The organism is Microcoleus sp. Z1_B2 (genome assembly GCF_036700325.1).
Lineage (GTDB): Bacteria > Cyanobacteriota > Cyanobacteriia > Cyanobacteriales > Microcoleaceae > Microcoleus.
On sequence record NZ_JAUBOQ010000015.1, the window covers coordinates 124,288 to 136,808 of the forward strand.

Here is a 12,521-nt window from a genome sequence, read left to right on the forward strand (position 1 = left end):
GACTAATGACTTAAATATCGAGTTGTTGCTGAGCGAGGTGATAGTAAAGTCCGCGTTCAGCCATCAATTCGTCGTGGTTGCCTTGTTCGGCTAAAATGCCTTTGTCTAGAACCAAAATTCGATCGGCATTACGCACCGTAGACAACCGATGAGCGATAATAAACGCAGTGCGATCGCGACTAATGCGGGCGAGATTTTGCTGAAACCTGCGCTCAGATTCGGTATCCAGCGAAGAAGTTGCTTCATCCAAAACCAAAATCCGGGGATCGCCCAAAAGAGCGCGGGCGATCGCAATTCGTTGTCGCTGGCCCCCAGACAAACTCGTTCCCCTTTCCCCCACAGGAGTTTGATAACCCAGCGGCATATCTTGAATAAAAGCATGAGCTTCTGCTAGCTTTGCCACTTCTATCGCCTCTTCCAAACTTGTAGAATCAGCACCCTGCCCGTTTTTGTACAGCGTAATATTTTCCAAAATCGTTCCCGAAAACAAGAAACAATCTTGAGGAACAACACCCAACTGAACTCGCAGCGACTGCAAAGAAATGTGCCGAATATCGTGGCCGTCAATTGTCAGCCGCCCCTTTTCTGGATAATAGAAACCTTGCAGCAGCTTTACCAAAGTGCTCTTACCCGAACCGCTGCGGCCGACAATTGCCACAGTTTCTCCAGCTTGCACCTCAAAGGAAAGATTTTGCAGCGTATTGCGTTCCTCATCCTGAGCATAACGGAAAGAAACATTGTCAAACTTAACGTTTCCCTGAATGCGAGGCAGCACCAGCATTGGCTTGTAAGGGCTTTCTTCAGGTTGGGCAGAGAATACATCATCCAAACGCTCGATCGAAACCAGCACTTCTTGAAACTCATCCCAAAGTCCCACCACTGAAAGCACAGGAGAAATTACGCTCCCAATCATCATATTAAAAGCCACAAATTGACCGATCGTCAACTCGTCTTGAATCACCAGCATTGCCCCGTACCACAGCAAAGCCGTGCTGCCCAAAGTATTAATCCCACCCCCGATCGCCTGCAAAGAATTAGCCAACTTCTGCCCGCGAAATTTAGCATTAATCATGCAGGTTAATTGGTCTTCCCAGCGCCAGCGCATTTCTCGCTCAGCAGCAGTTGCCTTAACCGTCGCCACCCCAGTAATCATTTCCACCAAAGATGAATTTTGCTTGGCACTTTCGGTAAAAACCTCCCGCGACACTTTTCGCAGGAACGGAGTTGCCACTAAAGTCAAAATCACGATCGGCGGAATCAACGCTAGCACCAACAACGCCAGACGCCAGTTATAGTAAACCATCAGTCCGATGTAAACTACAGCCATCAAAGCATCCAACCAAGTCGTAATAGCTTGGCGAGTCAAAAATGCCTGAATTTTTTGATTTTCCTGAACCCGCGTCAAGATATCGCCCACCTGACGAGATTCAAAAAACTTGATCGGCAAACTGAGAGTGTGACTGATAAAGCCGCTAATTAAAGTCAAGTCAATGCGGTTCGATAAATAATCCAGCAAATACTGTCTCGTTGCACCCAACAGCGTTCGCCAAACACTAAACAGCAGCAGTCCGATCGCAAAAACGTGCAGAGTTACTATGCTTTTGCTGACAACCACTTGGTCGAGAATTACTTGGGTAAATAGGGGAGTAACTAGACCAAATATTTGGAGCAACAAGGAGAGGATCAGAATTTGGGCGATCGCAGCGCGGTAGGGCCAGACTATGCCAACAAAATTTTTAAGTTTGATACCTTGATGTTCGGCAGTGTGATTGCGGTATAGTTCCGCTGTTGGGTCTAAAATTAGGGCGTACCCCGTCCAATTTTCTGTAAAACTTTTAATGCTCATCCACCGCTTGCCCGCCGCCGGATCGGCCACTAAAACCTGTTGATTTTTAAAGCGATAAACTGCCACGTAGTGATTGCCTTGCCAGTGAGCAATCCAGGGATTTTGATTTCGCAGCGGAGTTAAAGAAGCTCGCACAGGACGGGTTTGAAATCCCATCCTTTCCGCTGCTTTTGCCAGACTTTTGAGCGACGCGCCGCTGCGGCCGATTTCTGCCAATTCGCGCAAGTAATTTAGGCTGAATTTTTTACCCCAATATTCGCTAATCATGGCTAAGCAAGTAGCTCCACAATCTGCTGCGCTCTGTTGTTGAATGAATGGGTGTCGGCTGCTCAACCAGCGCCGCTGCTTGGGTTTGGGAAAGCTGATGATTCCGGCTGCGGGTTTTTGCTGAGCAACTGCGGTTAATTTTGATGGCTCGGTTTGTGAGGTAGATCTGGCATCTTGGGGCGGCGTTACCAAGCTTAAAATTGGAGGTTTGCGGATGATTTTAGGGCGGGAATTACTTTCGGAACTAATTCGGGCTTTGGCGATTTCCCACTGTTCGCTGCTAAGCTGGTAAATTATCAGGTCTGTTACCGCTATCCAGTCGCTCTTTACATCTGAATGTTCCCATTTACTACCGAGAATTGGCGGTGCTTGACCTTGAATTTGACCGCTGCGGAGCCAAAAATGATTGTTGGAGTTTTGGCAATGCTCAGCGAGGGAAACTCCGGCCGGAATTCGGCTTTCTTCTATGTAAGGAAGTAAGTGGGGCCACAGAAGCTGTTGTTGGTGGGGAGGGAGCGATCGCAAATCTGTTTGTGTCTTGAAAAATATTAACCGCTGTCGCTCTTGAAATTGTTGCTGCAAGTGCTGTTGCAGTTGCGGGGATTCTTCTAAAATAAGCTGCATTGTGGTTGCCGCAATTCGACAGATTTGGCAAGTGCCGGCTGCAATTGCCCTGTAAGGCAGTCCGTTTTCAATAAATAGGTTATCTGTCCCAAATATTGCTCCGACTTCCAGTACCACCGCCGAAATTTCCTGCTGTTGAGACGCTTCTACCGCTAGCAGCCTGACTCTTCCCTCACAAACTAAATAAAAATTGCGTGAAGCGAAGCTATCCCGTAGGGAATCGCTCTGTTCTTTTTCAACGAAATTGTTGCTATCTGATGTTTGATAGTGAGTGATTTCATCCCCGATCTGACACTCGCAAATTTCAGAGGCTGTATTTAATTTCGCCACTACTGTCGATCCTGCACCGACTTCCTCGAAAATTTTCTGAATAGACGGGAAATTTTCCAAGGCTTCTCGGGTTTTAAAAATGTGATTTTTAACCCCTAAATTTTTTTTCATAACTTACCCTGTCAAAAAAATGTTTCATTTTTTTTGAATTACAACTAACCCGGTTATAAGCAATTTTTATTTGTTTAGTTGCAATTTAGTTGGCTTAAAAACTGTTTGTCGATATGTCCGACTAACACCCCTTGGTTACGGCATCCCTTCAACGCCTTTAGGATATATAAAATTGCGTTTTTTCAGGATTTTGTGCTAATTACGTAAGTGTGGTTTTGGCTGGCTCCCAGTTTAACTTACAGAATCGTGATTTTGGCTACCTTCAAGGGTAATCTTTACCTAATCTTTATAAACTAACCGTAATTATACGGGAAATTTATGAAGATTGTGTGAAGTTGCGAAGGCAACTGTTGTGGCCGGTATACGTATATATACGCACAAATTTACATTCAGGATTCAAAAACCATCAATTTTTGACGCTTGTTTGTGAAGTCCCGATTCCGAAGATTGTAAAGAAATATTGATGGCTGTTAATTTGTAGCAGTAATTCAAGCAAATAATTGACCATCTAATCTGGGTATGTAACGGATTAAAGTAAGATGGAAAGTTTTGCTATTGATAACGGTCTTCCATTTGGGGGTGACTTCTGTGAGGGCCCAAACCCATCACTATCGCTACCCATCACTATCGGTCTAAGCCCCGATTAAAAGTATGGGTTTCTCTGCTTAACGAATTTTGTGCGATCGCACTCAGTGTATTGGTTCTCCAAAAGCATGGAATAGTGTAGAATCCAACAACCAACTCAGGAAATTGTCGAACCTGCTTTACAAAAACTGGATATGATGATTGTCATCCCGACGGGCGGTGGCAAGTCTTTGTATTTTCAATTACTGACACTGTTGAAACCAAGATTGACGGTGGTGATTTCGCGGTTAATTACTGTGATGCAATGCCAGACACTTGTGGCGACTAATTAACTATGCAGAATCCAGCGATTGAGAGCATCTCAATGAAAGCCGCCCTCCGCTAGAAATTCGAGTTAGGAGTCAGGAGTCAGGAGCCAGGAGAAAAGAGGAAGAAGGAAGAAGGAAGAAGGAAGGAGCCAGAAAAAGTGTTTTTACAAATATGAGATGCTCCCCAGCGATTGCCGCCGCACAATCGAGTTAAATTCTTTTGGGGATGGGAGGAAGGGTACTTTTCGGCACATCTTAGCCCTATCATCTGTTGTTGAATTCACCCTATTTCATGCCGCTTCACCTGAGTTGTGCTCAGTCAAGGCAACTGCTAGTAATTGAGCAGCCTGCACGTTACTCATTGCGACTTCCCAAATGCCTTTTGCACAATAGCTGTAAAAGTTAGGAACAGGCAGAAACAATGAATCAAAGTTTAATGAATCTGTAAGATCGCACTTCAGAGACAATTGAAATTAAAATGTACTATAAATCATGCAAATTACGATCGACCTTCCCGACAATCTCCCCCTGACTGAAGCCGATGTGAGGATAGAATTGGCGATCGTACTTTATCAGCAGCACAGCCTCAGTCTCGATAAAGCCGCTCAACTCGCTGTAATGTCTGTGGACGACTTCTACCAACTATTAATCAGTCGCCATATTGTCCCCCCGCCCGCAGATCCCGATGACGATCCTGCCGAACTCGTCTTAGCCAGCCTCTGTAACTCCCTCCAGCAAATTAAAGAAGGCAAATTACACCCTATTTCCGAACTGTGGGAAAGTTTTAGCATTTAATTCTAGAGTTACCACTTACAGATAGACTCTGGCTTGAGAGGACAAGTTTTGGGATAAATTGGATTTTCGTTGAGATATAAAGCACGCAATTCTGTCAAAAATTGCAAAGATTTAATGTCACTGATTTGATTATTTGTGAGGTGTAGTTTAGTCAATTTAGTCAATAATTGTAAGGGTTTGATGTCGCTGATTTTATTGTTGTCGAGATCGAGATAATCCAGTTTAGTCAAGGATTGTAAGGGTTTGATGTCGCTGATTTTATTGGTGTTGAGACCGAGAACAGTCAGGTTAGTCAAGGATTCTAGCGGTTTGATGTCGCTGATTTCATTGTCGCTGAGGAACAGCCTAGTCAGTTTAGTCAATGATTCTAGCGGTTTGATATCTTTGATTTGATTGTTTTTGAGACCGAGAACAGTCAGGTTAGTCAAGGATTCTAGCGGTTTGATGTCTATAATTTGATTGTCGCTGAGGAACAGCCAAGTTAGATTAGTCAAAGATTCTAGCGGTTTGATGTCGCTGATTTTATTGTCGCTGAGGAGGATCTCAGTCAGGTTAGTCAAGGATGCTAGCGGTTTGATGTCTATAATTTGATTGTCGTTCAAGCTCAGCCCTTTCAGGTTAGTCAAGGATGCTAGCGGTTTAATGTCTATAATTTGATTGTTGTCGAGGGATAGTACACTCAGGTTAGTCAAGGATGCTAGGGGTTTGATGTCGCTGATTTTATTGTTTTCGAGGCTGAGGTTTGCGAGACTCGAAAGTTTCTGATTAGCTTCATCGCACTCAGTGGCTCCTGCTTTCTCCAACAGCACTTCTACTGTATGTTTAACTTCAGGACTCAAGGAAGCTTTTTCGCGACACCAATCAGCAAACGTTCTGTTTCCCGATCGCACTTCTGCGGCCTTCACTCCGAGGCTAGTTCCAGATAATGCTACGATCGCACTCAAAGCAACTACTATCAAACTTGCTAAATTTATGTGTTTCTGTGCAACTATAAGTTTCATCATCTTGTACCTCTAATTTCCTGAATAGACAATGGCACGTTGGTAAACTGTCACGAGACTGCCAGATAGTTCTAAAATAACTGTGATATTAAACTTATAGCCAATAACTTTATCTGCACAAACTCAGGAAAATACCTTATGAACAGCACAGCATCTTACGCATCATCTCAAATGGCAGATCGCGAACGCGCGAACCTCAGCAAGCTAATCGATTACAGTTCCATTCGATCGATACCCGAAATTTGGGCGATCGTCAAACAAAAATTCGGTCAAACCGTCGCCCTCCACGACCCCCACACCCAGCCAGAAATCAAGCTGACCTACACCGACCTGTACCAACAAATCCAGCAATTCGCCGCCGGCCTCCAAGCCCTAGGCATCGAACCAAATCCCGAAGAAGCAGTCCCTCCCCGCGTCGCCGTCTTCGCAGACAACAGTCCCCGCTGGCTGATAGCCGACCAAGGTATCATGATGGCCGGGGGCGCCAACGCCGTTCGAGGCGCCACCGCCGACCCCGAAGAACTCCTGTACATCATCCAAGACAGCGGCAGCACCGCCTTGGTAGTCGAAAACCTGGCATTACTCAAAAAACTGCAACACCGCCTCCCAGATTTGCCCATCCAACTCATCGTCCTCCTCTCCGACGAAGAACCGGAAACCAGCCAAACCCTAAGCACAGTCAAATTTTCCCAAGTGATGACCACAGGGGCAAACCGTCCCCTCAAACCCACCAACCACAAGCCTCAAACCCTCGCCACCCTCCTCTACACCAGCGGCACCACCGGCAAACCCAAAGGCGTCATGCTGACTCACGGCAATCTGCTGCACCAACTCAACACCTTGGGCACAATTCTCCAGCCCGAAGGCGGCGACGGCGTCCTCAGCATTCTGCCCAGTTGGCACGCCTACGAACGCAGCGTCGAATACTTCCTGCTTTCCCAAGGATGCACGCAAATTTACACCAATATTCGCTATTTCAAACAAGACTTTAAAACTTACAAACCCCAGTACATGGTCAGCGTTCCGCGCATCTGGGAATCGATTTATGAGGCCGTACAAAAGCAATTTCGGGAACAGCCGCCTAACAAACAAAAATTGGTGAATTTCCTGTTATCTGCCAGCCAGCAATACATCGAGAACCGCCGCATTTCCCAAGGATTAACTCTCAGTTTGAAACCGGCTTCTGCTTCCGAAAAACTAATCGCCCGCATCAAAAGCATTCTGTGGTCGCCCGTACACGGCCTGGCAGAAAAATTGGTTTACAAAAAAGTCAGGGAAGCTACGGGAGGACGCTTAAAATGGGCAATTAGCGGCGGCGGTTCTTTGGCAACGCATTTAGACAATTTCTTTGAAATAGCGAATATCGGTTTGTTGGTGGGATACGGTTTAACCGAAACTTCGCCGGTTTTAACTGTGCGCCGCCCTTGGCACAATCTTAAAGGTTCCGCAGGACAGCCCATTGCCCATACGGAAATTAAAATAGTAGACCCAGAAACCAGACAGCAACTGCCCACAGGCCAGCGCGGCTTAGTATTGGCGCGCGGGCCGCAAATCATGGCAGGTTATTATCTTAATCCCCAAGCGACTGCCAAGGCGATCGACTCCGAAGGCTGGTTCGACACCGGGGATTTGGGCTGGCTGACACCGGGAAACGACTTAATCTTGACCGGGCGGGCCAAAGATACGATCGTCCTCACCAACGGCGAAAACATCGAACCCCAGCCCATAGAAGACGCCTGCGTCCGCAGCCCCTACATCGACCAAATTATGCTAGTAGGTCAAGACCAGAAATCCGTCGGCGCCTTAATTGTCCCCAATGCAGAAGCCGTGCAGAAATGGGCAGAAACTCAAAATCCCCCCTTACACGAAATTGACTGGAATAGCAAGACAATTCAAGATTTATTTCGCAAAGAATTGAACCGAGAGGTGCAAAATCGCCCTGGATACCGCGCGGACGATCGCATCGGCCCGTTCCGCTTGATTCAGGAGCCATTTTCGATCGAGAATGGAATGTTGACCCAGACCCTGAAAATTAAGCGCCCGGTTGTGACGCAACACTACCGCGATATGATTGACGGGATGTTTTGAAATATTCGCTGGACTTGGGGAATGGAAAAGAAAAAATTATCCCAACACCCGAGTCCCGATTCCGAGTCCTCAGTCCTGGGCCATTAGTTCAGGTTTACCAACTAATGACTCATGACTAATGCCTAATTCCTAATTGACAAGCAACAACTTTTTTATGGAACCACAATTACTCTTGAAGCGATCGATTAACGTTAAAGTCGTCGTTACTCCTCGCTGGAAAGAAGAAGCTCAACAGCAACTCCAAGCCCAAATCAACCAAATAGACTCTCAGCTACAACAGTTAGAAATGCAAGGGCAGCGGATGATTTCAGAAATCCAAAAGTCAAATTTGCAGCCCCCAGGCCCGCAAGTAATGCAGCAAATAGAAAACATTCAAGTGCAGGTGAATCAAAGAAAAAGCGAACTGCTAGAACAGAAAAACCAAAACCTGCAACAGCTTCAGCAAGTGCAGGTGCTAGACCTGGAACAAGAAGTGAGTCAAGGTCAAATTGACGGCACGTTCACTGTCGGGATGGGAGAAAACTTGATTCAAAAAATGCAAGTAGAAATTCTCCTCCGCGACGGCATAGTCGAAGAAATTCGAGGTGATATTTAGAAATTGGTAAGTGGTAATTGGCGATCGGTAATTGGCAATTGATTTTGAGTCAACAGTCACACATCAAGAATGCGAGACACTGGCATAATAATAAGTATTGCCGGTGGCCGATCGCCAATGCTCAATTGCCAAATACCGATTACCTATTACCAACACAAAAGGACTTTTTACAGATGATTCGCGAAGTTTTCATGCCAGCCCTGAGTTCTACCATGACAGAGGGCAAAATTGTTTCCTGGGTCAAATCCGCCGGAGACAAAGTAGAAAAAGGCGAAACGGTGGTAGTCGTTGAATCCGACAAAGCCGACATGGACGTGGAGTCTTTCTACGAAGGCTATTTAGCAATAATTATCGTACCTGCGGGCGAAGTTGCTCCGGTGGGGGCGGCAATCGCCCTGGTAGCAGAAACGGAAGCCGAAATCGCCACAGCTCAGCAGCAAGGAGCCGCCGCCCCAACCGCAGCCGCAGCCCCGGCTCCCAGCCCCGCTCCTGTCAGCGCAGCTACATCCTCAGCAGGTTTACAGCAAAATGTTAGTCGCCAAAACGGCCGCAGCGTCGTTTCTCCCCGCGCTCGCAAATTAGCCAAAGAGTTTAAAGTAGATTTGAATTCTATCAAAGGCAGCGGGCCCAACGGTCGCATTGTCGCAGAGGATGTGGAAGCAGCAGCCGGCAAAGCTCAACCAGCTCCGGTTCAGCAAGCGGTAACAGTTCCCGCAGCACCCGCACCGGCATCTGCAGCACCCGCCCCCGCAGCAGCCAAACCCGCACCCGCACCAGTCCCGGCGATCGCACTTTCGGGCCAAAAAGTACCGATGAATGCGCTGCAAAATGCGGTGGTGCGGAATATGGAAGCAAGTTTGAGCGTGCCTTCTTTCCGCGTCGGTTACACAATTACTACTGATAATCTGGACAAACTCTACAAACAAATTAAGTCGAAGGGCGTCACGATGACGGCTATGCTGGCGAAGGCTGTAGCTGTAACTTTACAAAAACATCCTCTGCTGAATGCTTCTTATGTGGAGTCGGGAATTCAATACCGCGCTGATATTAATGTGGCGGTAGCGGTGGCGATGGATGGCGGTGGTTTGATTACGCCGGTGTTGCAAAATGCCGATCGCCTCGATATTTATTCGCTCTCCCGCACTTGGAAGGATTTAGTCGATCGCGCCCGCACCAAGCAGTTAAAGCCTGATGAATACAGCACGGGGACTTTTACTCTTTCCAATTTGGGAATGTTTGGAGTAGACAAGTTTGACGCGATTTTGCCGCCGAATCAAGGCTCGATTTTGGCGATCGGCTCTTCGCGGCCGCAAGTAGTGGCTAATGAAGATGGTTTGATGGGAGTGAAGCGCCAAATGCAGGTGAATATTACTTGCGATCACCGGATTATTTACGGTGCTGATGCTGCGTCTTTCTTGCAAGATTTAGCGAAGTTGATTGAGACAAATCCTCAGTCTTTGACGCTTTAGCGATCGTCCTAAATCTCCCTTTTACTGTTATTGGCAGGAAAGGGGGATTTAGACTTAGCTTTTAATGAGATGTCTAATTTTGGAATGATTTAACCGCAGAGACCGCAGAGGACACAGAGTCAGAGAAGAGAGAGATGAATAATTCCGATACCAACGGATTTGATATTACTCATTAAGACGATGAAAGTGCAAGTTTTGTCTGTTCAACCTGCGATTAGCTCTAATACCAATTCGCCCGATCGCCCAACTTAGCACAGACGTAGCGCTCAGCTTTCGATCGCACCTTCGTGAGTCCGCGCACCATTTCCCAAATTGTTGGGCGTGAAGTCGGTTTCGATCGTCGGACGCTCAAACAATTTACCAATTACCAATTACTAATTACCAATTACAAACTTGCGTTATTTCTGTTTTAGGACTACCAACGTAATGTCGTCAAAAACTTTATGTTTGTCAATATGTTGCAGCAGATGATCAATTACTGCTTGTCGAATTTCTTCAGCCGTTTTGTGGCGATTTTCTTTGGTCACTTGGCACAATCTTTCTATGCCGTAATACACTTTATTTATATTTACAGCTTCGGTAATTCCATCTGTGTAAAGCACTACTACATCCCCTGGATTAAGATGCACTTGAACTTGGGAAACAAAATCAGCAATATCTTCCTCTAATCCCAGAGGGAAGCCGAGTTCGATTGTATCGATCCGTTCGATGTTACCATCAGTACGGACTACAATTATTTCTTCATGTTGACCGCTGATGGTAAAGTTACTATCTTGATAATCTAACAAAACCAAGGTCATGTTTTTAGATGAGTCGATGCGCTCGATATTGGCATAAAGGGTGCGGTTTAACACATCAAGAAACTTCACCGGATCGGTTTCGTTCATTTTTTGGAGAGTGCGGACGGCGGTTTGCGCCATAATCATTAATACGCCACTTTCTAAACCATGTCCCGTAACATCGCCGATGGTAATTTTTACCCGATCTTTTTGGGTTAGTACGTCGTAGTAGTCGCCACCCACTTCATCGGCAGGTTCCATATATCCAGCTATTTCTAATCCTTTAATTTTATCTAGTTCTGATTGTTTGGGCAAGATCATTTGTTGCAGTCGTTTGGTGACTTCTAACTCAGCACTGAGGCGGATGTTTTCGGCTTTAAGTTTGTTATTGAGGCTGCTAATTTCCTGGTTTGCTTGGGCGAGTTGGGCGGTGCGTTGTTGCACTTTATCTTCTAAAGTTTGATAGAGGCGGGCATTTTCGATGGAGATCGCAGCTTGGGCGGAAATGATGTTGAGGACTTCTAAGCGATCGCGCGTAAAAGCCCCCGCTGTTAAATTATTTTCTAGGTATAAGATGCCTACCAACTTACCTTGATTGATCAGGGGGCTACACAAAATAGATTTAGGTCGCTGCTGAATAATATACGGGTCAGAGGCAAACCTGCTTTTATTCGTTGCATCATCGATCGCAACAGTTTCTTGCGTGCGTTCTACATAATTAACCAGGGAGATAGGAATCTCTTGACTTTCAGTCGCTGACTTGGATATTAATTGACATCGTTCACCCGTACATTGAGCTTCAATTGTCCACTTACCTGCTGGGTCAGGTATGATAAAATAAAACTTTTCTGCTCCCGCGTTTTCCAGCAAGACTTGCATCAAGTTCGAGAGTAACTTATCTAAATTAACTTCCCCTGAGAGCGCTTGGGAGGCTTTGATAATTGTTGATAAATCCAGCTCGTTTGCAGCACCTGAACTGGTAGAAGTGACAGTGGTTCTGCTCTGAACCATCGTTTCGTCTCTTCCACTCGTCAGGCTATTTTTCCTACCGACGATAGGTGCGAGTAATTCAGCATGGCGCTCTTCTAAATCTTTAACTTTTGCCTTTGCTCCCCAGCGAATATAAGCATAGTAAGCGTCTATCATGTAGGTACGCGCTACTTTCTGACGACCTAATGCTAAATAGAATTCTGCTGCTAGTTCATTGGCGAGGGCTTCGTGCTGGACGTATCCATTTTCCTTGGCTCCATCTATCGCTAGGTCGTAATATTCCATTGCTGAGAAAGATTGCCCTAAGACGCGGGCTTTTTCGGCCTCTACTAAGTCATACTTATGCTGGTGATTCATTGGGCAATGGAACGCCCAATTTTTTATACTTTTCTGAGTTTCTTCGACTTGAATAAGGTATTTTTGTTTCTTTTCTTCCTCTCCTGAAATTGCTTCAAAATGGGCTAAAAGAATCAGACAATAGTAAAAGCTATGTTCAATAAAGCTAATATTTGATTGAACGTAAATTGAATATTTCAACCCTTCCCTAGCAAATTCTAGAGCTTCTTCATATTGCTTAAATAAATAGCAAACTACAGTTTTCGCATAATAAACCCTGAATAAGCACATAAAATTTTTTACTTCTCTTAAATAAGAGATAAGCTGTTGTGCCTTTAAATAGGGTATCATAAAAAATGAGTTTAATCAATATATACAAAAATGCCAGCTAAAAACC

At 45.6% G+C, this 12,521-nt stretch carries 8 protein-coding genes; 5 read left to right on the forward strand and 3 right to left on the reverse strand.

All coding sequences use genetic code 11. The features are described from left to right. Positions 1–10: 10 nt before the first annotated feature. Positions 11–3,178 carry a peptidase domain-containing ABC transporter gene (locus QT984_RS11395; protein WP_333374026.1) on the reverse strand — a complete coding sequence of 1,056 codons (3,168 nt, stop codon included), beginning with the start codon at positions 3,176–3,178 and terminating at the stop codon, positions 11–13. Positions 3,179–3,957: 779 nt separating this feature from the next. On the opposite strand from QT984_RS11395, the gene QT984_RS11400 reads away from it, so the two are divergent. Both QT984_RS11400 and QT984_RS11405 read left to right on the forward strand, forming a co-directional pair. Further along, positions 3,958–4,095, forward strand: a complete 138-nt coding sequence (locus QT984_RS11400) for a hypothetical protein (protein WP_333054970.1) — start codon at positions 3,958–3,960, stop codon at positions 4,093–4,095. A 468-nt stretch (positions 4,096–4,563) separates the two neighbouring features. After that, a complete protein-coding gene (locus QT984_RS11405; RefSeq protein WP_333054969.1) occupies positions 4,564–4,866 on the forward strand; it encodes a UPF0175 family protein in 303 nt (100 codons plus the stop codon). An 8-nt stretch (positions 4,867–4,874) separates the two neighbouring features. Here QT984_RS11405 and QT984_RS11410 read toward each other — a convergent pair whose 3' ends face one another. Then, a complete protein-coding gene (locus QT984_RS11410) occupies positions 4,875–5,870 on the reverse strand; it encodes a leucine-rich repeat domain-containing protein (protein WP_333374028.1) in 996 nt (331 codons plus the stop codon). 135 nt (positions 5,871–6,005) lie between these two features. Between QT984_RS11410 and QT984_RS11415 the strand changes: the two genes are divergently transcribed. The 3 genes from QT984_RS11415 to QT984_RS11425 all read left to right on the forward strand — a co-directional run bounded on the left by QT984_RS11415 (position 6,006) and on the right by QT984_RS11425 (position 10,019). Further along, entirely contained in the window at positions 6,006–7,955 is a 1,950-nt protein-coding gene (locus QT984_RS11415; RefSeq protein ID WP_333054967.1) for a long-chain fatty acid--CoA ligase, read from the forward strand. A 154-nt stretch (positions 7,956–8,109) separates the two neighbouring features. Further along, complete coding sequence (locus QT984_RS11420) at positions 8,110–8,550, forward strand: YlqD family protein (protein WP_333374030.1); 441 nt, start codon at positions 8,110–8,112, stop codon at positions 8,548–8,550. A gap of 173 nt (positions 8,551–8,723) precedes the next feature. Beyond that, positions 8,724–10,019, forward strand: a complete 1,296-nt coding sequence (locus QT984_RS11425) for a dihydrolipoamide acetyltransferase family protein (RefSeq protein ID WP_333055090.1) — start codon at positions 8,724–8,726, stop codon at positions 10,017–10,019. 398 nt (positions 10,020–10,417) lie between these two features. Here the strand turns inward: QT984_RS11425 and QT984_RS11430 are convergent, their stop codons facing one another. Continuing rightward, positions 10,418–12,415, reverse strand: a complete 1,998-nt coding sequence (locus tag QT984_RS11430) for a GAF domain-containing SpoIIE family protein phosphatase (RefSeq protein WP_333054965.1) — start codon at positions 12,413–12,415, stop codon at positions 10,418–10,420. Between the last annotated feature and the right edge of the window lie 106 nt (positions 12,416–12,521).